We start from the raw sequence: 25,472 nt of genomic DNA on the forward strand, positions 1-25,472 counted from the left end.
TGCTCACCCTTTCTCAGTCGCACCAGTGGTTGACGCTGTTACCCGTCGCCAGATAAATGCTCTTTTGCTGCATCCAGGCTTTCAGCCCCTGAATGCCCTTCTCGCGGCCCAGACCGCTCTCTTTAAAGCCCCCGAACGGGGTCGAAATCGCAAACACTTTGTAGGTGTTGATCCACACCGTGCCGGCCTCAAGCTGTTCGCTTAAGCGCAGCGCGCGCCCGGTATCGCGTGTCCAGATCCCGGCGGCCAGGCCGTAAACCGAGTCGTTGGCCTCGCGGATAAGCGAGGTTTCATCGCGAAACGGCATCGCCACCAGCACCGGGCCAAAGATCTCCTCCTGGCAGACACGGGCGCTGTTGCTCAGCCCTTCGATAATCGTTGGCAGGAAGAAGCTGCCGCTTGCCAGCGTGGGATCGGCCGGGATCTCCCCACCGCACAGCACGCGGCCCCCTTCACGCTTTGCCAGCTCAACGTACGCCTGTACGCTCTGACGATGTTTTTCATTGATCAGCGGCCCAACGTGGACACCGTCGGTAAACGGATGTCCGACGCGCAGACCGCGGGTTAACTCCAGCAGCCGCGCCATCAGCGGGGCGTAAAGGCTCTCGTGGATAAACAGCCGTGAACCGGCGATGCACGCCTGCCCCGCCGAGCTGAAAATGCCGTAGCAGATCCCGCGCGCGGCCTGCTCGATATCCGCATCCTCCAGCACGATAGTCGGCGATTTTCCGCCCAGCTCCAGCGATGCCGGGATCAGTTTTTCCGCCGCCACGTGGGCCAGGTGACGGCCCGTGGTGGTACCGCCGGTAAAGGAAATTTTGCGTACCTTAGGGTGGCGTGCCAGCGCGTCGCCAATCACCGAGCCTTTGCCCGGTAGCACGCTCAGCAGCCCGGCGGGCAGCCCGGCCTGTTCAAATATCCGCGCCAGCTCCAGCGCCATCAGCGGCGTGGCTTCGGCGGGCTTGAGGATCACCGCGTTACCCGCGGCAATGGCCGGAGCGACCTTCTGCATCTCGCTGGCAATCGGCGAGTTCCACGGCGTGATGGCCGCCACCACGCCGAGCGGCTCATAGCGGCTCAGGGTCAGTAAATCCGGCTGGCGCGGCGTCGGAAGTTCCCCTTCCAGCAGCTCGCAGGCGGCGGCAAAGTAGCGCGCCGTTCCCGCCGCGCTTATTACCAGCCCGCGGGCCTCCGCCAGCGGCTTGCCGTTATCGCGGCTCTGCATCTGCGCCAGCTCGTCGACGCGGGATTCAATGAGATCTGCCACCTTGTGCAGGATCTTCGCCCGTGTATGCGGCAGGCTGTGGCGCCAGGCGGGATCGCGCCACGCGCGCTCGCCGGCCTCGATCACGTCATGCAGATCGTCGGGACTGGCCGCATTCAACGTCGCGTTGATCGACCCGTCTGCCGGGAAATAGCTCTGCATCGGGTTGCCGCCACCGTGTCGCCACTGGCCGCCGATAAATATCTTCAGATCGTCCATCGTCACTCCTCAGCTCATGGCCAGCTCGCGGCAGGCGCGTACCGCGCTGAGTGCCGCCAGGGTGGAGGTTTTCGGGTTAGAGGCAAGCGGCAGGCCGCTTAGCTCCAGATGGAATTCACCAAACGCGCCTTCAACGTGCAGCGTGTGGGTGTTACGTTTCGTTGACGGGTCGACCATCAGCTGTACGCGCGTGTCGTCCATTCCCACGCCGCCGAGTGCCACGGTGGCCGCCACGTTGGCGTTGGCCGGAAACAGTCGTGCCGCCTCGCGGGCGCTGCCTTCAAAAAAGACCTGCGCAGCAGTTACCGAATTAAGATCGATAAGCTGCTCGGCATAGCTGCCGCGCCAGCTGGCCGGGCTTTTACGCGACTGGTAGGTCACGCGCGCCAGCCCGCCCTCTTTCGCCGCCGCCAGCCCGTCGATACCGGCTACCGCCCCGGAGAGCAACGTCAGTCTGCCGCCGGCGTTGAGCAGGCGCTGTTCGAGCGCGCTGTCCGCCAGTGCGCCGGTCGAAATAACCGCCAGATGCCAGCCGCGACGTAAAATGTCCTCACCGTACTGCGCTACCGCCTGCTGGCTGGCACACTCCAGCACCAGGTCGGGCGTTTGCGCGCATTCCAGCGGTGAGGTCAATGCCACTACCGCATCACCAAGCTGCGCGTGAATCGCCGCATGATGGGCCTCGCGCGCCACAATCCAGCCGATAGCCACGCCAGCGGGCAGGCGCTCAATCACCGCCTGCGCCATGGCGCCAAAACCAATCAACATAATCTTTTTCATGATGTGTCCTTACAGATGGCGGCAAAAGCCGCCGGAAACGTCCAGTGCCGCACCGGTGGTAAACGAAGCCAGCGGCGAGGCGAGGAACAGCAGCGCCTGCGCGGGCTCCTGCGGCTTGCCGAGGCGCGCCATCGGAATACCGCGTTTGCGGGCGATCTCCGCCGTCCACTCCGGCCAGCTCTGGCTTTTGTCTGTCCGGTTTTCAAAGCGACGCTGCCACTGCCCGGACTCCACCATGCCAAGCAATATGGAATTCACTCGGATGCCTTTGCCCACCAGCTCTTTTGAGAGCGTCAGCGTCATATTCAGCAGCGCGGCGCGGGCGGCAGAGGTGGCAATCATGTGCTCCTCCGGCTGCAGCGCCAGCAGGGAGTTCACGCAGGTGATGGAAGCGATGTCGGACTGCTCCAGCAAAGGCTGAAACGCCTGCACCGGGTTGATCACGCCAAACAGTTTAAGTTCGGCTTCATGCAGCCACGCCTCGCGCGGGGTGTCATGGAAGTGCGCCACGTATCCCTGCCCGGCGTTGTTGATCAGCATGTCCACGGCACCAAAGCGCACCTGAACGGCATCCGCGAAGGCCTGCATCTCGTCAGCGTTCAGCACGTCGCAGCGATAAGAGAAAACCTCCCCGTCGGGGTATTCGTTATGCAGCGCGGCATGGGCGCTGGCGAGGCGATCCGGATCGCGGCCACAGAAGGCCACTTTTGCCCCCTCGCCCAGCAGCAGGCGTAGCGTTTCAAAGCCAATACCAGAAGAACCGCCGGTGACGACCGCTACGCGTCCGTCAATTTGTGCATTCATCGCGCACCTCTTCGTTAATACGTAAAAGCTGTTGGTTAAAAAACGCGTCGTTATCGAGATAGCTGGCATGTCCCGCCTGGGCAATAGCGATAAACGGCATGCCGTAGCGCAGCGCCAGCCCCTGCACCAGCTCGCGTTGCGTGATCGCATCCTGCTCGCCGCACCACACTTCAAAATTGCCTGAATAGCGCTTCAGCCAGCCATGAATATCGTCGTGCGCCAGCATCCACGCGGCGGCGAGGTAGCCCTCGGGGCGAAGCCTGCGCATGCCCGCTGCCACGGTGGCGATATCCGCTTCACGCGCGCCGGGACGCAGCAGTTTTGCGGCGCGGGTTTGCGCGAGGATTTCGCCGCCGAGTGCAATCTGTTGCTCACGGCTGCGCCAGACCTGCTCGCGCTGCTCCGGCGCGGCCTGGCCGTAACCCTGCGCAGCGTCCGCCAGCACCAGATGCAGCACACGATCCGGATATTTCGCCGCAAAGGCGCTGGCAACCAGTGCCCCGAGTGAATGGCCCACCAGCACCGCCTGCCACACGCCAGCCCGGTCAAGCATCGCCGCCAGCGCATCGGCGTAATCCCCCGCGTTCGCCCGTTCCGCGGCCAGCATCGGGCTTTCGCCATAACCGGGCATGTCCCACGCCAGCACGCGAAAACCGTTCAGCGCCATCTGCTTGTGCCAGGAGGCTGCGCCAGAGCTGATCCCGTGCAGCAGCATCAGCGGAATGCCGCTTCCCTGTTCACGAAAACCCGTCATCATGCCCCCTTAGTTCCGCTTCACTTTCGAGAGCGGATGGTCCGCCGGGTAGGTCGGAATTTCAGGCTTGTTGGTGCCCAGCATGACGCACATCAGCGCCTCTTCTTCGCCGTGGTTAAACAGCCCGCGATAGATCCCCGGCGGAACGGAGATCAGGTCACGCTCGCGCAGCACGGTTTCGGTGTAGTTATCGCCGTCCTGGATCATCAGCGTGATCTGCCCTTTGAGCATGAAGAACACCTCTTCCACATCGTCGTGCAGATGCAGCGGCCCTTCGCACTTCGACGGCAGTACCATGGTGGAAAAGGTAAAATGCTCCGCCTGTACGGTGTTGGTGTCGCTCGCCACGCCGGTAGCGCCGGTGCCGATATAGCGCATCTGCGCGCGGCGGTATTTCGGGTCAAAATCGGCCTGGAACTTCAGCGCGTTCCAGTCGTATTTACGGCCCTCAAAGCGCGCAATACGGGACTCGACCCACTCTTCCATCGTCAGGTGGTCAGGTTTGATGCCAGATGGGTTGGTTACGGTTGAATCAGTCATGACACTCTCCTCAGTAACGTCTCAGCAGCGGCAGTAACAGGACGCAGCCCACCGCCGCCATCACCGCCAGAAAAATCAGCCCGGAATCCATGCTGTGGGTGAAGGCGATAAGCGCGCCCATCACCGCTGGCGACAGCGCGCCCGCAAAGTTTCCCAGCCCGTTGAAAATGCCGCCCGCCGTGGCGCTCACCCGTGGATGGGTGGCCTTTGCCAGCAGGGCGAAAATGTTGGGTGCACCGGTGCCCCACATGAAGGTGCTGAAGCTCATCGCCGCGATGATGGTCAGCGGGGTATCGAGGTGCATTACGGCCGTGAGCCCGACAGCGGCCCCCGCCATGGAGATAAAGCAGGCCGCCGCGCGCTTATCGACCCGGTCAGAGAGCCATGCGCCAATCACTTCCCCCGCCAGCATGGCGATGAATGGCATCGACGACAGCCAGCCCGCATGTTCCAGGTGAATGCCCTTCCCCTTGATCAGGTAGCCCGGCAGCCAGCCGTTAATGCCCCACAGGTAGGTCAGGAAAGCGATGTTAAAGATGCAGATGATCCAGAAGTGCGGGCTGACAAACAGCTCGCGCCGTGCGGCACGCCGTTCGTCCCGGGAGGTCTGTGACGTATCGCTTTTCGCCTCCAGACGGATCCCGCGCAGACCGACGCGCACGAAGATCAGCACCGGTACGGTCAGCATCGCCATCACGAAGAAGGTGCTCTGCCAGCCGAAGGTGTTCAGCAGCCAGAGTGAGAGCGGGAAGCCAATCGCCGCCCCTACCGGCGTGCCCAGCAGCCAGAGCATGGTGGCGCGCGCCTGCAGATGCTGTGGGAAGTTGTGGCGCACAATGGCGAAGGCCAGCGGGAACAGCGGCCCCTCCGCCACGCCCAGCAGAATGCGCAGCACGATCATCAGCGTGTAGTTATGGGTAAAGCCCATCGCCACCATCAGCACGCACCACACCACCATCATCCCGGTGAGCAGGCGCAGCGGGGCGATTTTGTCCCCCAGCCCACTGAGAAAGACCGATGAAAAGCCGTAGCTCAACAGGAAGGCGCTCATCAGAATGCCGAGGCGCGTGGTGTCAAAATCGATGCCCATCGCCTGCTGGAAATGGCCATCAGAAAACAGCGCGGCAATGCTGATTTTGTCGAAAAACGCCAGCAGCACGCAGGCCAGCAGCGACAGCGGGATGGCCCAGCGCACCGCTTTTTCAGGCGAGCGGGTCCCCTCACCGCTCGCCTCAACGGGCGCGGTGTTGGTCTCTAATGTGGTCATGTCTCCCCCTACGGGTGCGGGTTAGCTATCGCAATGACATCAGTGAAAAAGTCGGGTCGGCGAGCGGCACGTCTGATAAATCCCGCCCGGCCGCCATCCAGCGCTTCGCCAGCTTGACGGTGCGCGCATCGTTGAACGCCACCAGCTGCGTCAGGCGCCCGTTTTCGTCCAGCGAGAAGTACAGCGCGTCTTCACGCACTATGGTGCGGCTGCCCGGCTGCGGAATGCCGAGGATCTGGATGTTGTGCTGGTATTGATCCGACCACAGCCACGGCGCGTCGTCATAGCCTGCCGCATCGGGGTTAAGCATCGCTTTTGCCGCCGCCACCGCCTGATTCTGGGCGAAGGCCCAGGACTGAATACACAAGCCGTAATGATGATGCTGTGCCACATCCCCGGCAGCGAAGATGGACGGATCCGACGTGCGGCCCTGCGCATCCACCACGATCCCGCGTTCGGTTTGCAGCCCCGCGTCGCGCGCCAGTTCCAGATTGAGATCGACGCCGATCCCTACCACCACCGCATCAAAGGTTTCACGTTTGCCATCACAGTGAATGACCGGCAGGCCGTTATCGTCCTCCAGCTCCAGCGCGCCGCAGCCGGTTCGGATCTCCACGCCCTGCTCACGGTGAATGGTCTCTAAGCGCTGCGATACCTCGCCGCTCACCGAGCGCATGCACAGCGCAGGCTGCTGCTCGAACAGGGTGACCGCGACGCCGCTTTTGCGCGCAGAAGCGGCAATCTCCAGGCCTATCCAGCCGCCGCCCACAATCGCCAGCTTTTGACTTTCCACAAGCCGACGTTTCAGGCGCTGCGCGTCCTGCCAGTGGCGGAGGGTGTAGACCTGCGGATGCACAGACCATGCCTCGCCCGGCAAGCGCGCCCGCCCTCCGGTGGCAATTAACAGTATGTTGTAACTAAGAAGCTCGCCGTTGCTCAAACGCACCGTTTTCGCATTGCGGTCAATCAGCTCCGCGCGCAGCGGACGGTACCAGGTCAGATTCAGCGCCTGCTGAGCCTCTTCAGTAAAGAGTCGCGGAAGCGTCGCGTCCGTCTCCAGCAGAGCCGCTTTCGACAGCGGTGGACGTTCATAGAAATCCCACGCCTCTTCCGCCACCACGCAGATCTCACCGTCAAAGCCCTCGTCGCGCAGGGTTTTCGCCGCCCAGCCTCCCGCCTGACCGCCACCAATAATGACAATGCGCGACGTCATACCACCTCCGGTTTTTTCTGCTGGCGGCGCGTGTCGTGATCGATCCCGCCTTCCACCGCCCACTCGGTAAAGGAGACCAGCGAATGCTCCAGCTCGCGCGGCTGCCAGTTTTCCGTCAGGTAGTCGTCATTGGTGTAATACTCGAACGCCCCGCCGGTCGGGCTGTTGACGTACCAGAAGTAGGCTGACGACACCGGATGGCGGCCGGGTCCGATAAACGTGCTCCAGGCGTTTTTGTTCATCGCAATCCCGCCGCCGATCACTTCGTGAATATCGCGCACGGTAAAGGCCACGTGGTTCAGGCCGCGCTTGCGGTTCGGCAGCTGCAGCAGGAACAGGTTGTGATGCCCCCCGCGCACGCCGCAGCGCAGAAACACGGCGCGGTTGATGTAGCGGTCAGAGACCTGGAAGCCGAGCACCTCGCGGTAAAATGTCTCCACCGCCGCGAGCTCCTCCACGAAGAACACCACGTGCCCCACGTTAATAGGCTGGGCGCGATCGTAAACCGGGCTGGGGGTGTCGATACGGCGAGCGTCGCCCCACTGGTTGATCGGCTCAACATTCAGTTTCACGTCGCTCTGCTGGCTGACCTGCACACGCAGCGTCATGCCGTTCGGGTCAAGACACTCCAGGGCATCACCCACTTCGCGAAAGCCGGGCTGCTGCGCAAGCTTCGGGCGCAGCGCATCCAGATCTGACTGTGCGGCAACCGCCCACGTCATGCGGCGCAGGGTGTTGCCCGCTTCAAACGCCGGGGGCAGGTCGGGGCTGTCGATCGGGTTAAGTTCCACGCGCGCGCCGCTCAGGGTGGTAAAACGCTGGCCGCTGGCATCGCCCGTCAGGCCAAAATCACGCATAAATTTGGCGCAGTGCGTCAGGTCTTCAACGCCAAATTCCAGCTTTTCAATTCCGGTTACACTCATCGTTCGTTGCCTCATCTGGCCCAAATTGGGCGTAAAACATGCCCGACGCAGCAAAGCGCCTGACGTTAACTCACTGATTTAACTGGCCTGTGATAAATACCCTAAGAAGCCAGAAATTTTGTCCGCCGCCAGACGAACCTCGTTTTGCAGTCGCTCGCGGTCGGCTTGTGGGATCTCTTCCGACGGCACCAGAATGCTCACTACCGCCGCCACGCGATGGCTTCGGTCAAACACCGGATAAACGATGGAGGAGATACCGTGGCGGAAGAAGGATTCACCGATCACGTACCCCCGGGCTTTGTCCTGCTGCACCATCTGCCACAGGGCTTCACGATCGTAAAGCTGACCCGGTGTGTTGCCCGGCAGGCGCTCCTGCGGGAACAGCTGTTCGAAATCGGCGCGGGAAATATCGGTCAACAGCATACGGCCAAGCGAGGTGCAGTGCACCGGCAAACGGGTACCAATGCTGACCTGGTTGATGCGTGATCCGGCGGCGCTGACGCGGGCGATGTAGATGATGTCGCGCCCATCGCGGATCGCCAGATGGCTGCTGCACTGGCTTACGTCGCGCAGTTGTTCAATCACCGGCTGACCCACCTGCGCCACATCCAGCGAGGCGATGTACTCAAAACCCAGACGCAGCACGTTCATGCCGAGCGAGAAGGTATTGGTACGGGTGTTGCGCTCCAGAAAGCCCATATACTCCAGGGTCTGCACCACGCGGTAGGCGGTGGCCTTCGGCATATCCACCAGCCGGTGCAGCTCGGCAAAGGTCAGTTCGCGATGCTGCTCGCCAAAGGCTAACAGCAGCTGCAGGCCACGCTCCAGCCCCGGTACTAGATACTTCACTTCCTGATCGTTTGCCATCATCGCCCTACCTTAGTTAAAGACAAAACCGCCGTTAACCGGGATCAGCTGCCCGGTGATAAAACGCGACAGATCGCTTAACAGCCAGACCACGCTGCCGGTGACATCTTCCGGCTGCTGTGCCCCTGTTAACGCCCGGCCGTTTTCGTAGAGTTGGTGTCGTTCGGCGGGAACATATTCCGTTGCCTCGACGCGGGTCAGTCCCGGCGCGATGGCGTTGATTCGAATACGCTTTTCACCAAGCTCGCGCGCCATTGAGCGGGTCATGGCAATCACGGCCCCTTTGCTGGCGACGTAGGCCATCAGGCGCGGCGCGCCCCAAAGTGCTGTGTCGGACGCCACGTTCACGATCCCTGCGCCATCGCGCAGCAGCGGCACGGCGGCGCGCGTCACCAGCCAGGTGCCTTTGACGTTGACGCGCATTACCCGGTCCCACAGATCCGGGTCGTAATCGAGCATGTTTTTGCCGCCCACGCCGGTCGCCATCGCCGCGTTATTTACCAGCCCGTCAATCTGTCCCTGCTCGCCAACCGCATTAAACACCTGCTCAATGGAGGCCGGATCGGCGAGATCGATAACGTGCGATTCGATCGTATAACCCTGTGCCCGCAGAGCGTGTGCGCTTTCGGCCAGCTCGCCTTCAAGAATGTCGCACATCACCACCGCGGCACCCTGCTCCGCGCAGGCGCTGGCGAAGTGATAGCCCAGCCCGCGCGCGGCGCCGGTCACCACAATGCGTTTTCCGCTCAGCAGCGCATTCATCAGGCCGCTCCCTGCTGCGCTTCACGCATCGCCAGTTGCTCTTTAGCGGCCTTTTGCATCATGCGGCGCAGGCGCGAGAGGCCGACATCGTGCTGGTACAGGTATTCGTGGTCGCGGGCGTTTGGCGCCAGGCTTTCCAGCACCACGCGGTCCTGCTCCAGCACCTCCCAGTGCAGCTTTTCCAGGCGGTTGCGGTACATGAAGCGCCACATATCGCGCTGCCAGCCCTGTACGCGGCGGATACGCCAGAAGAAGACGCGGCAGTTGTCGTTATCTTCCGGCACCACCATGCCAACGATGAAGAAGTGGCCACCCGGTCCGAAACGCTTCTTATAGGGAATGGAGAGTCGCATCCAGCAGGTGCCGCTATTGCCCAGCTCCACCCAGTCGAAGTTAACGCCGCTCTGCCCTTTTTTCTCGAAGATAAAGCCGGTCTTCGTCGGCTGCAGGACCATGTCGGCCTTGCGATCCCCTTCCGCCATCGAGTGCGAGGAGGAGTGGAGATACGTACCGTGCATCGGATCCATCACGTTTTCCAGCGCGTACTGGTAGTTACATTTCCAGGCTGCGGTGCAGAGGAAGTTGCTGAAATGTTCCGTGTCGGCGAGTTCATCCGGGAAGGTCAGCTCGTCCGGCTGCTGATCGGCGGTGACGCCAAACCACAGGAAGATGGCACCGTGCGCCTCCTGCACCTGATAGCTGCGCACGCACTGCTGGCCGACCAGCGGACATTTGTCCACGGCGGGCACGTCTTTCACTTCACCGTTTCCCGCCACTTCCACGCCGTGATACCAGCAGGCGATGCGGTCGCCGAGGTTCCAGCCCATCGACAGACGCGCGCCGCGGTGCGGACAGCGGTCTTCCAGCGCCTGCACCTGACCATCTTTATTGCGCCAGACCACAATCTGTTCGCCCAGACGAGTAATGCCCACGGGCGCAGACTGCACTTCCCAGCTCGCCAGCACCGGATACCAGAGGCCACGCAGACCTTTATCGAGATAGTTTTGTACGGTAGTTGTCATCGCGTCGTCCTCAGTAGCCGTTAACCTGTAATAATGCCTGGAAGCTGGCGTCGCTCCACGGCTCGCCCTGCTGGTCATGCATGCGCACCGCGTTCAGCCCGTTGACCAGCTCCGGCAAGGTTTCAACGCCCTGCTCAAAGAGATCTTCCAGCGTGGCGATAAGGCTCATTTCCCAGTTTTCCGGCACCCGGCTGCGGGTCTGCCAGATCAGGTTCTGATACTCACCCGGTTTATGAATGGCGCCGTTCCCGCCCTCTGCCGGGGGCGTAAACTGGCGGCTTTCGGGCAGCGCCGGGTTGAAGTTCAGGATGTCGCTCATGCCACGGTCTCCTCGACAAAAGTAATCTGGATTTGGTTTTCAAATACCCGAACCGGGTAGCGGTTGAGGTTTCGGCCTCCGGGGCCTTGCAGGCACTGGCCGGTTTTGACGTCGAACACCGCCTCGTGCAGCGGGCATTCCACTTTGCCGTCCTCGACAAAGCCCTGACTCAGCAGCGCATAGGCGTGCGGGCATACGTCTTCCAGCGCGTAATATTCGCCGTCGATTAAATAAACGCCGATCTCTTTACCTTCAACGTTGCCGCTAAAAGGGAAATCTTCCTGTACTTGTTCTGCGTCACATACGCCTATCCAGCTCATCACGATCCTCCAGGCTTTTGTTTCATATATGAAACTCTGTTTCTTATTTAATACGGTCAATATAAAAGCGATGAATGTTTCGTCAAGCGTCAATGTGACGAATTTGTTAATCAATCGACAATTAATAAGCTAAGTGTGCAAGGGATCACGAAAAAATGCAGCGATATGAAATTTTCATTATTAAGGCGTGAATGAATACGTTTTAGTGATGAACTCAAAGCGCAAATAAAAAATATTGACTTCTTTTCTTTTTCTTCCTTAAAAATAAACAACTGAAAAAGCACCGTGTTTCACCCATGAAACACATTTAAAAACACATCTTTAAAAACAATAAGTTTCACTGGTGAACCATTTTACATCCGTGACAATCACATTGATAAAAATATAAATGCGAGAACGCATAAGGCGGGCAATATGACGGCAAGATGGCAAGGCACAATTGCACTGTTATTTCTCATTATTATTTCCTACATTGACCGGGTAAATATCTCGGTGATGATTTTAAACCCGGAATTTGCCGAACATTTCCAGTTAAATGAAAACAGAATGTTACAAGGAATGTTAATGACCTGCTTTCTTCTGGGTTATGGATTATCGGCTTTATTATTAACACCGGTTATCGAAAGCAAACTGCATTATCGACATGGATTATTAAGCAGCATTGCGATTTGGGCTCTGGTCTGCGCCATTTCTCCCTTACTCGGATCGCTAATGGGAATGCTCATCGCCCGTGTGATTCTGGGGATCGCTGAGGGACCGCTCTTTTCACTGAAAACCCGCTTTATCAGCGATAACTTTCGTGCGGAAGAGGTTGGCAAACCCAACGCCGTGACCGCACTGGGCGTCTCACTCGGTCTGGCCGTGGGCTTTCCGCTGGTGACCTGGCTGATGGCCCATCTGGGCTGGGCCGGATCGTTTTATGCGCTGGCGGCAATCAACCTGGTGCTCGGTGGCGGCCTGATCTGGCGTTTCCTGCCGGCACCGCGCGGTACAGTAAAAATGCACAAACGGGGGCTCGCAGAGACAGTGATGCTTGCGTGGCAAACCCCGCTGTTGGGCTGGATCCTGCTGGTTGAAATCGCCACGCTGAGCTATCTCTGGGGGAGCAGCGCCTGGCTCCCGGCGTGGCTACGCGACGAACATCACTTCTCGCTGCACGCCACGGGCATGCTCGCTGCCATCCCCTTCCTGTTGAGCCTGGGCTCAAAATTCCTTGGCGGGGTACTGCTCGATAAAATGCGGCCGGAACAGGCACCGCTGCTGTTTGTCGCGGGCGGGGCGCTGACGGCGTTGTCCGTGATCGCGCTGATGCTCAGCCATCAGCCTGCCTGGCTGGCGCTGTTTATGCTGTCGGCTAACGTCTTCTGGGGACTTCAGGGCGCGGCCATTCCGGCGGTGATCCAACATCACGCCGCGCGGGAGGCGGTGGGAAGCGCGTACGGCATCATTAATGGGATCGGCAATATTTGTGCCGCCTTTATTCCACTGCTGATGGGGATGGTGATGAGATCGGTGGGGTCGGTCAGCTCTGGCTTTTCCGTGCTGGTGGTGTCGCAGATTATCACCCTGCTGGCGGGGGGAATGTTGCTGCTGCGCATGCGTCGCGCAGCAGCAATCAGCGCGTAAGGCTTATTCGCCTTTTTTCGCAGCCTGGATATAGAGCATTTCCAGTGCCAGGGTCGCCGCGGCCAGCGCGGTGATCTCGGACTGGTCATAGGCAGGCGCCACTTCCACCACGTCCATCCCGACAATGTTCAGATCCTTCAGGCCGCGCACCAGTTTGATGGCGCGGTCTGAGGTCAGCCCGCCGATCACCGGCGTACCGGTGCCCGGCGCAAACGCCGGATCCAGACAGTCGATGTCGAAGGTCAGGTACACCGGCATATCACCGACGATCTGCTTAACCTGCGCGATGATGTCATCCACGCCGCGATCGTTCACCTGACAGGCGTCCAGCACGGTGAAGCCGTTGTCTTTGTCAAACTCGGTACGGATACCGATCTGCACGGAGTGGTTAGGATCGATCAGACCTTCGTTCGGTGCGGTGTAGAACATGGTACCGTGGTCGAACTCGCAGCCGTTCGCGTAGGTGTCGGTGTGCGCATCGAAGTGCACCAGCGCCATTTTACCGAAGTGCTTCGCGTGGGCGCGCAGCAGCGGCAGGGTCACGAAGTGGTCGCCACCGAAGGAGAGCATGCGTTTACCGGCAGCCAGCAGTTTCTCGGCGTGGGCCTGCAGCTTTTCGCTCATTTCACGCGCGTCACCGAAGGCGTACACCAGGTCACCGCAGTCCACCACGTTCAGGCGTTCGCGCATGTCGAAGTTCCACGGGAAGCGGTTATGCTCCCAGGCCAGGTTGGTGGAAACCTGACGGATCGCCGCCGGGCCGTGACGACCGCCCGCACGGCCTGATGTGGCCATATCAAACGGCACGCCGGTGATCACCCAGTCAGCATCGCTGTCGTACGGCTGGAAGTTCATCGGAAGGCGTAAAAAACCAAACGCGTTAGATACCAGAGAGTTGTCGTACTGATGACCTAAAGTGCTCATGTCCTGACCTCTTTTAAAGTCGATGCGTTAAAAACAGATGAAAAAAAATCCCCTCCGCGTCGTTAAACCCGACGAGGAAGGGATTGATTCGTAAATCGCTTATTGGGGCGAATTATCGCCGTTAATTCATACGGGTTCAAGTGAGTATAGCATTCTGCCGGATGACGGCTCCGCCTTATCCGGCCTACATTCGTAGGCCCGGTAAGCGCAGCGCCACCGGGCATCAGCGGCACAGCAGCCTGTTGCCCTCACCCCGGCCCTCTCCCACAGGGAGAGGGAGGTCAACCTACTCGTCTTCCAGGTATGTGTACCCGTACAGACCCGCTTCAAACTCTTCCAGGAACTGCTGCTGCAGCGCGTCATCCAGACCGGTGTTTTTCACCTGATCGCGGAATTGCGTCAGCAGGGTTTTCGGATCCAGCTGCACGTATTCCAGCATGTCCGCCACGGTGTCACCTTCGTCGGACAGCTCCACTTCCACGCTGCCGTCAGGGAAGACAAACACGTCAACCGCTTCGGTATCACCGAACAGGTTATGCATGTTGCCAAGGATCTCCTGATACGCGCCGACCATAAAGAAGCCCAGCATTGGCGGGTTCTCCGGGTCGTATTCCGGCATTGGCATGGTCGTTGCGATACCGTCGCCGTCAACATAGTGGTCAATGGCACCGTCGGAGTCACAGGTGATGTCCAGCAGCACCGCACGACGTTCCGGGGCGTGGTTCAGCCCTTCCAGCGGCAGAACCGGGAACAACTGATCGATACCCCAGGCATCCGGCATCGACTGGAACAGCGAGAAGTTGACGTAAATCTTGTCCGCCATACGTTCCTGCAATTCGTCGATAATCGGACGGTGCGCACGGTTGCTCGGGTCCAGCTGTTTCTGCACTTCATGGCACATGTTCAAATAAAGCTGCTCGGCCCACGCGCGCTCCTGCAGGCTAAAGGTGCCTGAAGAGTAGCCGACGTGAATATCATGCAGGTCCATCTGGCTGTCGTGCAGCCATTCGCGCAGTGAACGGCGCGTGCCTGGCTCGTGCATCTCCTGCCAGGTTTCCCACATGCTTTGCAGCGAACGCGGGGCATCGTCTTGCGGAGGCGTCGCTTCGGTGATTTCGCTGCGCTCAACGCCGATGATGTTAGAGACCAGCACCGTATGGTGCGCGGTCACCGCGCGGCCAGACTCGGTGATCACCGTCGGGTGCGGCAGGCCGTGCTCTTCACAGGCATCGCCAATCGCCCAGATAATGTTGTTCGCGTATTCGTTCAGGCCGTAGTTCACGGAGCAGTCGGACTGCGAGCGGGTACCTTCATAGTCCACGCCCAGGCCGCCACCCACGTCAAAGCACTGAATATTGACGCCGAGCTTGTGCAGCTCAACGTAGAAACGCGCTGACTCACGCACGCCGGTAGCGATATCACGAATGTTGGCCATCTGCGAACCGAGGTGGAAGTGCAGCAGTTGAATGCTGTCCAGACGACCGCGCTCGCGCAGAATTTCCACCAGTTGCAGTACCTGGTTTGCCGCCAGACCGAATTTAGATTTTTCGCCGCCGGAGGACTGCCATTTACCGGAACCCTGCGAGGCCAGACGCGCACGCACGCCAAGACGTGGCACCACGTTCAGGCGCTCGGCTTCTTCCAGCACGATAGCGATTTCTGTCATCTTCTCGATAACCAGATAGACCTTATGGCCCATCTTCTCGCCAATCAGCGCCAGACGAATGTATTCACGGTCTTTATAGCCGTTACAGACGATCACTGAACGGGTCATGCCCGCATGCGCCAGTACGGCCATCAGCTCTGCTTTTGAACCCGCTTCCAGGCCCAGCGGTTCGCCGGAGTGGATCAGGGATTCAATGACGCGGCGGTGCTGGTTCACCTTGATGGGGTAAACCAGGAAGTAGTCGCCTTTGTAACCGTAAGATTCACGCGCACGCTTGAACGCGGCGTTAATAGAACGCAGACGGTGTTGCAGGATCTGCGGGAAGCAGAACAGTGCAGGCAAACGCTGGCCCTGCGCCTCACGTGCTTTCACCAGTTTGGCGAGATCCACGCGCGCTTCAGGGACGTCCGGGTCCGGGCAGACGCTGATGTGGCCCAGCTCGTTGACGTCGTAGTAGTTATTGCCCCACCAGGCAATATTGTAAGTGCGCAGCATCTTGCTGGCTTCCTGGGAGCTCATCGCAACCTCCTGCATGGAACGTAGTACACCCTGTTCGCCCGCTGACGAAGGCGAAAAAGAAGACATGTCGTCAGACATAGCGAACCTCAACTCTTTGTATTAAGTGTAAAACAGTTGACTACTATCGCAGCGTTATACGGCGATAACAACCCATAAACGGCTCCGTTTCCCAGCAGAGTATGCTGAAATCCAGACCGTGCGACCGGTTTCTTATTCATATCATTGTAAAACACGTATCCGAACTCTGTATGACAAGGTTCGGCGAAACCACGAGAAAACTCTTGTATTAACAAGAGCGCCCTTGTTCAGTTTTCACAAAGCGTGACCGGCTCTGGAATCCTGAGAAGCGCCGAGATGGGTATAACATCGGCAGGTTTGCAGACTAGAAATGCGGGTTGCGGGAATCAAATGCGCGCCAGAACGGCTGCGCTGAATTAGCGGAAAACGATGGTTCATTATCTCGTATCACCTCCACGGCCGCCTCTGCTGAAACGGACCACAAGCCAAAGCTAAAAGTTCACTGCTTAACCCGGCTGGAAGTGGCGACACGATGAGTTCATCGAGCGCTTTTTTGGTATGAGCCGCGCGCCGCGTTTTATACCGAGAACAGGGGTAAAAAGCAAAAGATAAATACGCGGGTTGCCAGGAGCGTCAGGAAAAATTTCCAGTAATGAATTCAACTCAGTGAGAGCGTTGTCAAAAAAAACTGGAAATCGGGCGAAGAAGTGACCTAAAATAGCCATCCAGATGTTAATCCATCTATACTGATTAACACTCATACTGCCAGTGTCAAAAAACCTGCGGCCTTGGTAGAATTATCTCCTTTGGCTATTCCACACAGCAGCTTGAGCTAACCAAATTCCTCTTAGGTGAAATAAAACATGGCAAAACACCTGTTTACGTCCGAGTCCGTATCAGAAGGACATCCTGATAAAATTGCTGACCAAATCTCCGATGCGGTGCTGGATGCGATCCTGACTCAGGATCCGAAAGCGCGCGTAGCGTGTGAAACCTATGTCAAAACCGGCATGGTTCTGGTTGGCGGTGAGATCACCACCAGCGCATGGGTTGATATCGAAGAGATCACCCGTAACACGGTACGTGAGATCGGTTATGTACATTCTGATATGGGCTTTGATGCCAATTCCTGCGCGGTTCTGAGCGCAATTGGTAAACAGTCTCCAGACATCAACCAGGGCGTTGACCGTGCCGATCCGCTGGAACAGGGCGCGGGCGACCAGGGCCTGATGTTCGGCTATGCAACCAACGAAACCGACGTGCTGATGCCAGCACCGGTGACCTACGCGCACCGTCTGGTGCAGCGCCAGGCTGAAGTGCGTAAAAACGGCACCCTGCCATGGCTGCGCCCGGATGCAAAAAGCCAGGTGACCTTCCAGTATGACGACGGCAAAATCGTCGGCATTGACGCGGTAGTTCTGTCTACCCAGCATGCCGAAGATATCGATCAGAAATCCCTGCAGGAAGCAGTGATGGAAGAGATCATCAAGCCTGTTCTGCCAACCGAATGGCTGAGCAGCGCAACCAAATACTTCATCAACCCAACCGGACGCTTTGTGATTGGCGGCCCAATGGGTGACTGCGGTCTGACCGGTCGTAAAATCATCGTTGATACCTACGGCGGCATGGCGCGTCACGGTGGTGGTGCATTCTCCGGTAAAGATCCATCAAAAGTGGACCGTTCTGCTGCTTACGCTGCACGCTATGTGGCGAAAAACATCGTTGCTGCAGGCCTGGCTGACCGCTGTGAGATCCAGGTTTCCTACGCCATCGGCGTGGCAGAGCCAACCTCCATCATGGTTGAAACCTTCGGTACTGAAAAAGTGCCTTCAGAACAGCTGACCCTGCTGGTGCGCGAGTTCTTCGACCTGCGTCCATACGGCCTGATTCAGATGCTGGATCTGCTGCACCCAATCTACAAAGAAACTGCTGCATACGGTCACTTTGGTCGCGAACATTTCCCATGGGAAAAAACCGACAAAGCCGCTCTGCTGCGTGAAGCTGCCGGTTTGAAGTAATCGACTACCCGCTGCTTAAACAGGCCAGCCTTTGTGCTGGCCTTTTTTATGGCGGGTGGCGGCAATGTTTGGAACCGCTTACACCTCACTTTCTATACCCCGCTTTCAGAATATTCTCTTTGCATGATCGCCTTTCTTCTGCTGTTACATTTCCTTTCAGTTAAGTCTGAAATTCAAACAAACGCGATGCACATCAATTAATTTACCTCTATATTTTCAAAGCTTTAATTATTTTTACGGTTGCAGCTTAGTGTAACCGATTACACCATTGTGATTTGTCTCACATATTTTTACGGGTCGCTCACCTACCCTTAACATCGATAAAACTGATAACCCAACTGGAGGGCATAATGCCTGACAATAATAAACAGGGGCGTACGTCCAACAAGGCGATGACTTTCTTCGTCTGCTTCCTTGCCGCCCTGGCAGGATTACTCTTTGGCCTGGATATCGGCGTGATTGCCGGCGCTCTTCCCTTCATCGCAGACGAATTCCAGATTAACGCACACACCCAGGAATGGGTGGTCAGCTCCATGATGTTTGGCGCGGCCGTCGGGGCCGTCGGCAGCGGCTGGCTCTCTTTCAAGCTGGGACGTAAAAAGAGCCTGATGATTGGCGCGATCCTCTTCGTCGCCGGTTCCCTCTTCTCTGCCGCCGCCCCTAACGTTGAAGTGCTTATTCTTTCCCGCGTGCTGTTGGGGCTGGCCGTGGGCGTGGCGTCTTATACCGCGCCGCTTTACCTGTCAGAAATCGCGCCGGAGAAAATCCGCGGCAGTATGATTTCGATGTACCAGCTGATGATCACCATCGGTATTTTGGGCGCTTACCTGTCCGATACCGCGTTCAGCTACAGCGGCGCATGGCGCTGGATGCTGGGCGTGATCATCATTCCAGCTGTTCTGCTGCTGATTGGCGTCTTCTTCCTGCCGGACAGCCCGCGCTGGTTTGCCGCCAAACGCCGCTTCCACGATGCTGAACGGGTACTCTTACGCCTGCGAGATACCAGCGCAGAGGCGAAGAATGAGCTGGAAGAGATCCGCGAAAGCCTGAAGGTGAAACAGTCTGGCTGGGCACTGTTCAAAGAGAACAGCAACTTCCGCCGCGCGGTGTTCCTTGGCGTGCTGTTACAGGTAATGCAGCAGTTCACCGGGATGAACGTCATCATGTATTACGCGCCAAAAATCTTTGAACTGGCGGGTTATACCAATACCACCGAGCAGATGTGGGGCACCGTGATCGTGGGGCTGACCAACGTGCTGGCGACCTTCATCGCGATCGGTCTGGTCGATCGCTGGGGACGTAAGCCAACGCTGACCCTGGGCTTCCTGGTGATGGCCGCCGGTATGGGGATTCTCGGTACCATGATGCACATGGGCATTCACTCTCCAACCGCGCAGTACCTGGCGGTAGGTATGCTGCTGATGTTTATCGTCGGGTTTGCAATGAGTGCCGGTCCGCTGATTTGGGTTCTGTGCTCTGAAATCCAGCCGCTGAAAGGGCGTGATTTCGGTATCACCTGCTCTACCGCGACCAACTGGATTGCCAACATGATCGTCGGTGCCACGTTCCTCACCATGCTCAACACGCTGGGCAATGCGAACACCTTCTGGGTCTACGCCGGTCTGAACCTGTTCTTTATTGTTCTCACCGTCTGGCTGGTTCCTGAAACCAAACACGTTTCACTGGAACACATTGAACGTAATCTGATGAAAGGTCGTCCGCTGCGCGAAATTGGCGCACACGACTAATCCTCTTGCGGGAGGCGCCTCTTGCGCCTCCCCGCTTCGCGCTTTATGCTCTGCCCCTATGAAAGCACCCCGTCTCCCCATCGCCATTCAGCAGGCCGTTATGCGCAGCCTGCGGGAAAAACTCGCCCAGGCCAACCTGAAGCTCGGCCGTAATTATCCGGAGCCGAAACTCGTCTACCAGCAGCGAGGAACCGCGGCGGGTACCGCCTGGCTGGAATCCTATGAGATCCGCCTGAACCCGGTTCTGATGATGGAAAATCAACAGGCGTTTATTGAGGAGGTGGTACCGCACGAACTGGCACACCTTCTGGTATGGAAACACTTCGGCCGCGTGGCTCCGCACGGCAAAGAGTGGAAATGGATGATGGAGGCGGTGCTCGGCGTTCCGGCACGCCGGACTCATCAGTTTGAACTGGAATCGGTACGCCGTAATACCTTCCCCTACCGCTGCCAGTGCCAGCAGCATCAGCTCACCGTTCGTCGCCATAACCGTGTGGTACGCGGCGAGGCAACCTACCGCTGCGTGAAGTGCGGCGAGCCACTGGTCGCAGAATAACCAACTGAACTTTCAGGAACTTTCCTGATCTGGCTGATTGCATACCGGAACAACTTTCGCTACGTTGCGGGCTCATTTTGACACGGAGTGTAAGATGTCCCGTAATTTCTCTCTCGCGGTTGCCTTTTTGACAACGGCCCTCTCCGGCCAGGCTCTGGCCGACGGTATCAACAGTTTCTCCCAGGCCAAAGCGGCAGGCGTGAAGGTCAACGCTGACGTGCCGGGCGATTTCTACTGTGGCTGCAAAATTAACTGGCAGGGTAAAAAAGGGATCGTTGACCTTGAATCCTGCGGCTATAAGGTGCGTAAAAACGAAAACCGCGCCAGCCGCATCGAGTGGGAACATGTGGTTCCGGCATGGCAGTTTGGCCATCAGCGCCAGTGCTGGCAGGATGGCGGACGTAAAAACTGCGCCAAAGATCCGGTCTATCGTCAGATGGAAAGCGATATGCACAACCTGCAGCCGGCGGTTGGCGAAGTCAATGGCGATCGCGGCAACTTTATGTACAGCCAGTGGAACGGTGGCGAAGGTCAGTACGGCCAGTGCGGTATGAAGGTTGATTTTAAAGAGAAAGTCGCTGAGCCACCCGCCCGGGCACGCGGCAGCATTGCCCGCACGTACTTCTATATGCGCGATCGTTACAACCTCAACCTTTCCCGCCAGCAAACCCAACTGTTTAACGCCTGGAATAAACAATACCCGGTCACCGAGTGGGAATGTCAGCGCGACGAACGCATCGCCAGGGTCCAGGGGAATCATAACCCTTACGTCCAGCGGGCTTGCCAGGCGCAAAAGAGCTAACCTACACTAGCGGCAATTCGCTTACACAGCATGACATATGGAATTTTTGACTATGCGTATTCCTCGCATCTATCACCCTGAACTGATTACCGCTGGCCGCGAAATCGCCCTGTCTGACGATGCCGCCAACCACGTTGGCCGCGTGCTGCGCATGGGGGCAGGCCAGGCGATTCAGCTGTTTGACGGCTCCAACCAGGTTTTCGACGCGGAAATTACGCGGGCGGATAAAAAAAGCGTGCACGTCAATGTGCTGCGCGGCGAAATCGATGACCGTGAATCGCCGCTGCACATTCATCTGGGCCAGGTGATGTCGCGCGGGGAAAAGATGGAGTTCACCATTCAGAAATCCATTGAACTGGGTGTAAGCCTCATTACGCCACTTTTTTCTGAGCGCTGCGGCGTTAAACTGGACGCAGAACGTCTGAACAAGAAGATCCAGCAGTGGCAGAAAATTGCCATTGCTGCCTGCGAACAGAGTGGCCGCAACCGTATTCCGGAGATCCGCCCGGCGATGGACCTGGAAGACTGGTGTGCAGAAGAGGAGAGCGGGCTCAAGCTTAATCTCCATCCGCGCGCCAGCTCCAGCATCAATACGTTGCCGCTGCCCGTTGAGCGTGTACGCCTGCTGATTGGCCCGGAAGGCGGCCTGTCGGCAGATGAAATTGCCATGACGGCGCGTTACCAGTTTACTGATATTCTGTTGGGACCTCGCGTTCTGCGCACTGAGACAACGGCACTCACAGCCATCACCGCGCTACAGGTGCGGTTTGGCGATCTGGGTTGACCCATTAACGGAGAAGAACATGATCAAGCTCGGCATCGTGATGGACCCCATCGCAAACATTAACATCAAGAAAGATTCCAGCTTCGCCATGCTGCTGGAAGCGCAGCGTCGCGGCTATGAGCTCCACTATATGGAGATGAACGATCTTTATCTGATCAACGGTGAAGCCCGCGCACGCACCCGCATCGTTAACGTCGAGCAGAATTACGACAAATGGTACGAATTCGGCAGCGAGCAGGATATTGCGCTCGCCGATCTCAACGTCATCCTGATGCGTAAAGATCCTCCGTTCGACACCGAATACATCTACTGCACCTATATCCTTGAGCGCGCAGAAGAAAAAGGGACGCTTATCGTCAATAAACCGCAGAGCCTGCGCGACTGCAACGAGAAGCTCTACACCGCCTGGTTCTCCGATCTGACGCCGGAAACGCTGGTGACCCGCAGCAAAACACAGCTTAAGGCATTCTGGCAGAAGCACGGTGATATCATCATGAAGCCGCTGGACGGCATGGGCGGTGCGTCTATTTTCCGCGTAAAAGAAGGCGACCCGAATATCGGCGTGATTGCCGAAACGCTGACCGAACTGGGTACGCGTTACTGCATGGCACAGAACTATCTGCCCGCGATTAAAGATGGCGATAAACGCGTCCTGATCGTGGATGGTGAACCCGTGCCTTACTGCCTGGCACGTATCCCGCAGGGGGGCGAAACCCGTGGCAATCTGGCGGCCGGTGGTCGTGGCGAACCGCGTCCGTTAACCGAAAGCGACTGGGAAATTGCCCGCCGCGTCGGCCCAACGCTGAAAGCCAAAGGCCTGATCTTTGTTGGCCTGGATATCATTGGCGATCGTCTGACCGAAGTGAACGTCACCAGCCCGACCTGCATTCGTGAAATTGAAGCGGAATTCCCGGTCTCGATCACCGGAATGCTGATGGACGCCATCGAAAAACGTCTCCAGAAATAACTTACCAATACTATTAGTGACAGCACCCCGGTTTGTCCGCATACTGGGGCTGTCGCTTTTTAAACCAGGAAACAGTACCTCTGACAATGAATTTACAGCATCACTTTCTTATTGCCATGCCTGCTCTCCAGGACCCGATTTTCCGCCGCTCCGTGGTTTATATTTGTGAATACAATGAAGACGGCGCGATGGGCATTATCATCAACAAACCGCTGGAAAACCTGCAGGTTGAAGGGATTCTGGAAAAGCTGAAAATTACAGCTGAAGCGCGCCTGCCGGAAATCCGTCTTGATAAACCGGTAATGCTGGGTGGCCCCCTTGCAGAGGATCGCGGGTTTATCCTGCATACGCCGCCCATTTTCTCTTCCAGTATTCGTATCTCTGACAACACGGTGATCACCACCTCCCGCGATGTGCTGGAAACGCTGGGCACCGCAGAGCAGCCTTCCGAAGTGCTGGTGGCACTGGGTTACGCCTCCTGGGAGAAGGGTCAGCTTGAACAGGAGATCCTGGATAACGCCTGGCTCACCGCACCTGCGGATATGAATATCCTGTTTAAAACCCCTATCGCCGATCGCTGGCGTGATGCGGCGAAACTGATTGGCATTGATATTCTGACCATGCCAGGCGTAGCGGGGCACGCGTAATGAGCGGCACACTTCTGGCCTTCGACTTTGGCACGAAAAGCATTGGCGTCGCCGTCGGCCAGCGTATCACCGGCACCGCTCGCCCGCTCACGGCCCTTAAGGCGAACGACGGCACACCGGACTGGAACCTCATTGAGCGTCTGCTCAAAGAGTGGCAGCCAGACGATGTGATTGTCGGTCTGCCGCTGAACATGGATGGCACTGAACAGCCGCTTACCGCCCGCGCGCGTAAGTTTGCCAATAAAATCCACGGTCGCTTTGGCGTTTCCGTGAAACTCCACGACGAACGATTGAGTACCGTCGAAGCGCGTGCCGGCCTGTTTGAGCACGGGGGTTTCCGCGCACTCAACAAAGGCAGCGTCGATTCGGCTTCTGCCGTCATTATCCTCGAAAGCTATTTCGAACAGGGTTACTGAGCGCCGGGGCCTACAACCGCCCCTGCGCCCGTCGCTCTGCCAGGCTCTGGTCAAAGTTCTGCATCCCCGCCTGCTGACCGGTTTGAATAATCCCGGGCAACTGCCACGTTTTACCTTCGCGGATAAGGTTCGCTGCCGCTGGCGTATTCACCAGCAGTTCATACAGCGCGACGCGCCCACCCTGCAGGTCGGGAAGCAGTCTTTGCGCCAGCACCGCCCGCAGGCTGCCGGCCAGCTGATTACGCACCGGGTCTTTCTCCTGCGCCGGGAACGTATCGACCAGCCGTTCAATCGCCTGAGAGGCACCGCGCGTGTGCAGCGTCGCCAGCACCAGATGCCCGGTTTCAGCGGCCGTCAGCGCCAGGCGGATCGTTTCGCTGTCGCGCAGTTCTCCCAGCAGGATGACATCCGGATCTTCACGCAACGCAGCGCGCAGCGCCTCGGCAAATGAGGGACTGTGCAGGCCGATCTCCCGCTGCTGAATCAGGCAACGTTCGCTCTGATAGACAAACTCCACCGGATCTTCCAGCGTCAGAATATGCCCATCCGTCTGGTGATTAAGAAAATCCACCATTGCCGCAAGGGTGGTAGATTTGCCGCTGCCGGTTGCCCCCGTCACCAGTATCAGCCCACTGTCGTGGGATAAGAGTTCCGGGATAGCCCGGGGTACCCCCAGGGCGGAGAGCTGCGGACAGGCCCGGGGCAACAGGCGTAGCGTGATGGAGTTGCCCTTCATCTGTTTAAAGGCACTTGCGCGCAGACGCTGGTTTCCCGTAAGGGTCACGGCAAAATCCACCTGCCCGCTTGCCCACCATGCCCCCTGCTGCTCATCGTTGAGCCACGTTTTCAGTAACGCATCCACATCGGGAGAGGGAAAGGGAGCCGGTTCAAGGCGGCCTACTCTGCGCCAGCGCGGTGGCGAATCACTGCACAGGTGTAGATCGGAGACATTATGCTTTACACTAAGGGCCACAATTTCTTCCACATCCATACATTACTCCTCGGAAAATGAACAACATTGCGCATAACCTGGCACAGGTCCGGGACAAAATCTCAGCCGCAGCAACACGTTGCGGCCGTGCTTCAGAAGAAATTACGTTACTTGCAGTGAGCAAAACCAAGCCTGCGAGCGCCATCGCAGAAGCGATTGATGCAGGCCAGCGTGCATTTGGTGAAAACTACGTGCAGGAAGGCGTGGATAAAATTCGCTACTTCCAGGAGCAGGGGAATACCGGCCTGCAATGGCACTTTATTGGCCCACTGCAGTCGAATAAAAGCCGTCTGGTGGCAGAGCACTTTGACTGGTGCCATACCATCGACCGTCTGCGCATTGCCACACGTCTGAACGATCAGCGCCCGGCGGAGATGCCCGCGCTTAACGTGCTGATTCAAATCAACATCAGTGATGAAAACAGCAAGTCCGGCATTGCGCTGAGCGAGCTGGATGCGCTGGCGGCTGAAGTGGCCGCGCTGCCGCGCTTAACCCTGCGCGGTTTGATGGCAATCCCGGCGCCTGAGTCAAGTTATGAAAGGCAGTTTGCCGTGGCACAGCAAATGGCTGTAGCATTTGAGGCGCTTAAAGCGCGCTATGAAACGGTAGACACGCTTTCTCTGGGCATGTCGGATGATATGGAAGCCGCCATCGCGGCAGGCAGCACTATGGTGCGCATCGGCACGGCAATATTCGGTGCGCGCGACTACACCCAATAATAAGGAAACCTGAGGAA

Annotated in this window: 27 protein-coding genes; 10 read left to right on the plus strand and 17 right to left on the minus strand. The window is 58.0% G+C overall.

What is annotated here, in order from left to right:
- Positions 1-13 precede the first annotated feature (13 nt).
- The 13 genes from ACMWKA_RS09010 to ACMWKA_RS09070 form a co-directional block, all read right to left on the minus strand.
- A complete protein-coding gene (locus tag ACMWKA_RS09010; RefSeq protein WP_414760133.1) occupies positions 14-1,483 on the minus strand; it encodes an aldehyde dehydrogenase in 1,470 nt (489 codons plus the stop codon).
- 9 nt (positions 1,484-1,492) lie between these two features.
- Complete coding sequence (locus ACMWKA_RS09015; RefSeq protein WP_023621587.1) at positions 1,493-2,263, minus strand: aspartate dehydrogenase; 771 nt, start codon at positions 2,261-2,263, stop codon at positions 1,493-1,495.
- 9 nt (positions 2,264-2,272) lie between these two features.
- Positions 2,273-3,067: an SDR family oxidoreductase gene (locus ACMWKA_RS09020; protein ID WP_020687070.1), complete on the minus strand. Its 795-nt coding sequence runs from the start codon at positions 3,065-3,067 to the stop codon at positions 2,273-2,275.
- Positions 3,051-3,821, minus strand: coding sequence for an alpha/beta fold hydrolase (locus tag ACMWKA_RS09025; RefSeq protein ID WP_414760134.1), 771 nt, complete (start codon positions 3,819-3,821; stop codon positions 3,051-3,053). The genes ACMWKA_RS09020 and ACMWKA_RS09025 overlap by 17 nt, the downstream gene beginning before the upstream one ends.
- A gap of 9 nt (positions 3,822-3,830) precedes the next feature.
- Complete coding sequence (locus ACMWKA_RS09030; RefSeq protein WP_013098646.1) at positions 3,831-4,361, minus strand: cupin domain-containing protein; 531 nt, start codon at positions 4,359-4,361, stop codon at positions 3,831-3,833.
- A gap of 10 nt (positions 4,362-4,371) precedes the next feature.
- Positions 4,372-5,628, minus strand: a complete 1,257-nt coding sequence (locus ACMWKA_RS09035) for an MFS transporter (RefSeq protein WP_414760135.1) — start codon at positions 5,626-5,628, stop codon at positions 4,372-4,374.
- 25 nt (positions 5,629-5,653) lie between these two features.
- Entirely contained in the window at positions 5,654-6,841 is a 1,188-nt protein-coding gene (locus ACMWKA_RS09040; protein ID WP_414760136.1) for an NAD(P)/FAD-dependent oxidoreductase, read from the minus strand.
- A complete protein-coding gene (locus ACMWKA_RS09045; protein ID WP_414760137.1) occupies positions 6,838-7,764 on the minus strand; it encodes a VOC family protein in 927 nt (308 codons plus the stop codon). Before ACMWKA_RS09045 ends, ACMWKA_RS09040 begins: the two co-directional genes overlap by 4 nt.
- 78 nt (positions 7,765-7,842) lie before the next feature.
- The gene (locus tag ACMWKA_RS09050; protein WP_058650473.1) at positions 7,843-8,631 is read right to left on the minus strand and encodes an IclR family transcriptional regulator; all 789 of its coding nucleotides are present in this window, start codon (positions 8,629-8,631) and stop codon (positions 7,843-7,845) included.
- Between the two features lie 12 nt (positions 8,632-8,643).
- Positions 8,644-9,393 carry an SDR family oxidoreductase gene (locus ACMWKA_RS09055; RefSeq protein ID WP_045293245.1) on the minus strand — a complete coding sequence of 250 codons (750 nt, stop codon included), beginning with the start codon at positions 9,391-9,393 and terminating at the stop codon, positions 8,644-8,646.
- Entirely contained in the window at positions 9,393-10,415 is a 1,023-nt protein-coding gene (locus ACMWKA_RS09060; protein ID WP_013098652.1) for an aromatic ring-hydroxylating oxygenase subunit alpha, read from the minus strand. The genes ACMWKA_RS09055 and ACMWKA_RS09060 overlap by 1 nt, the downstream gene beginning before the upstream one ends.
- Positions 10,416-10,425: 10 nt before the next feature.
- Positions 10,426-10,734 carry a recombinase-like helix-turn-helix domain-containing protein gene (locus ACMWKA_RS09065; RefSeq protein WP_414760138.1) on the minus strand — a complete coding sequence of 103 codons (309 nt, stop codon included), beginning with the start codon at positions 10,732-10,734 and terminating at the stop codon, positions 10,426-10,428.
- Entirely contained in the window at positions 10,731-11,054 is a 324-nt protein-coding gene (locus ACMWKA_RS09070; RefSeq protein ID WP_038983552.1) for a Rieske (2Fe-2S) protein, read from the minus strand. Before ACMWKA_RS09070 ends, ACMWKA_RS09065 begins: the two co-directional genes overlap by 4 nt.
- Positions 11,055-11,468: 414 nt before the next feature.
- Between ACMWKA_RS09070 and ACMWKA_RS09075 the strand changes: the two genes are divergently transcribed.
- The gene (locus ACMWKA_RS09075) at positions 11,469-12,680 is read left to right on the plus strand and encodes an MFS transporter (RefSeq protein WP_013098655.1); all 1,212 of its coding nucleotides are present in this window, start codon (positions 11,469-11,471) and stop codon (positions 12,678-12,680) included.
- A 3-nt stretch (positions 12,681-12,683) separates the two neighbouring features.
- Here the strand turns inward: ACMWKA_RS09075 and speB are convergent, their stop codons facing one another.
- From speB to yqgB, 3 genes are all read right to left on the minus strand, one after another.
- A complete protein-coding gene (speB, locus tag ACMWKA_RS09080; protein ID WP_002434404.1) occupies positions 12,684-13,604 on the minus strand; it encodes an agmatinase in 921 nt (306 codons plus the stop codon).
- Positions 13,605-13,890: 286 nt separating this feature from the next.
- Positions 13,891-15,867, minus strand: a complete 1,977-nt coding sequence (gene speA, locus ACMWKA_RS09085; protein ID WP_014833212.1) for a biosynthetic arginine decarboxylase — start codon at positions 15,865-15,867, stop codon at positions 13,891-13,893.
- An 8-nt stretch (positions 15,868-15,875) separates the two neighbouring features.
- Complete coding sequence (yqgB, locus tag ACMWKA_RS09090; RefSeq protein WP_127312443.1) at positions 15,876-16,007, minus strand: acid stress response protein YqgB; 132 nt, start codon at positions 16,005-16,007, stop codon at positions 15,876-15,878.
- 663 nt (positions 16,008-16,670) lie between these two features.
- On the opposite strand from yqgB, the gene metK reads away from it, so the two are divergent.
- From metK to ruvX, 8 genes are all read left to right on the plus strand, one after another.
- A complete protein-coding gene (gene metK, locus ACMWKA_RS09095) occupies positions 16,671-17,825 on the plus strand; it encodes a methionine adenosyltransferase (RefSeq protein ID WP_013098658.1) in 1,155 nt (384 codons plus the stop codon).
- A 350-nt stretch (positions 17,826-18,175) separates the two neighbouring features.
- Positions 18,176-19,573, plus strand: a complete 1,398-nt coding sequence (gene galP / locus ACMWKA_RS09100) for a galactose/proton symporter (RefSeq protein ID WP_020687062.1) — start codon at positions 18,176-18,178, stop codon at positions 19,571-19,573.
- A 58-nt stretch (positions 19,574-19,631) separates the two neighbouring features.
- Positions 19,632-20,129: a SprT family zinc-dependent metalloprotease gene (locus ACMWKA_RS09105; RefSeq protein ID WP_003860035.1), complete on the plus strand. Its 498-nt coding sequence runs from the start codon at positions 19,632-19,634 to the stop codon at positions 20,127-20,129.
- A gap of 94 nt (positions 20,130-20,223) precedes the next feature.
- Positions 20,224-20,931, plus strand: a complete 708-nt coding sequence (endA, locus tag ACMWKA_RS09110; RefSeq protein WP_013098661.1) for a deoxyribonuclease I — start codon at positions 20,224-20,226, stop codon at positions 20,929-20,931.
- A 52-nt stretch (positions 20,932-20,983) separates the two neighbouring features.
- Positions 20,984-21,715: a 16S rRNA (uracil(1498)-N(3))-methyltransferase gene (rsmE, locus tag ACMWKA_RS09115; RefSeq protein ID WP_058650700.1), complete on the plus strand. Its 732-nt coding sequence runs from the start codon at positions 20,984-20,986 to the stop codon at positions 21,713-21,715.
- A gap of 19 nt (positions 21,716-21,734) precedes the next feature.
- On the plus strand, positions 21,735-22,682 hold the full coding sequence (gene gshB / locus ACMWKA_RS09120) for a glutathione synthase (RefSeq protein ID WP_023620782.1): 948 nt from the start codon (positions 21,735-21,737) through the stop codon (positions 22,680-22,682).
- An 86-nt stretch (positions 22,683-22,768) separates the two neighbouring features.
- On the plus strand, positions 22,769-23,329 hold the full coding sequence (locus ACMWKA_RS09125) for a YqgE/AlgH family protein (RefSeq protein WP_013098664.1): 561 nt from the start codon (positions 22,769-22,771) through the stop codon (positions 23,327-23,329).
- Positions 23,329-23,745 carry a Holliday junction resolvase RuvX gene (gene ruvX / locus ACMWKA_RS09130; RefSeq protein ID WP_006811925.1) on the plus strand — a complete coding sequence of 139 codons (417 nt, stop codon included), beginning with the start codon at positions 23,329-23,331 and terminating at the stop codon, positions 23,743-23,745. The genes ACMWKA_RS09125 and ruvX overlap by 1 nt, the downstream gene beginning before the upstream one ends.
- Before the next feature lie 10 nt (positions 23,746-23,755).
- Here the strand turns inward: ruvX and ACMWKA_RS09135 are convergent, their stop codons facing one another.
- Entirely contained in the window at positions 23,756-24,736 is a 981-nt protein-coding gene (locus ACMWKA_RS09135) for a type IV pilus twitching motility protein PilT (RefSeq protein ID WP_029883139.1), read from the minus strand.
- 17 nt (positions 24,737-24,753) lie between these two features.
- On the opposite strand from ACMWKA_RS09135, the gene ACMWKA_RS09140 reads away from it, so the two are divergent.
- The gene (locus tag ACMWKA_RS09140; protein WP_020687058.1) at positions 24,754-25,455 is read left to right on the plus strand and encodes a YggS family pyridoxal phosphate-dependent enzyme; all 702 of its coding nucleotides are present in this window, start codon (positions 24,754-24,756) and stop codon (positions 25,453-25,455) included.
- Positions 25,456-25,472 lie beyond the last annotated feature (17 nt).

Origin of the sequence: Enterobacter sp. 03-F-07-AD-ECC (genome assembly GCF_047530935.1) — a bacterium.
Lineage (GTDB): Bacteria > Pseudomonadota > Gammaproteobacteria > Enterobacterales > Enterobacteriaceae > Enterobacter > Enterobacter cloacae.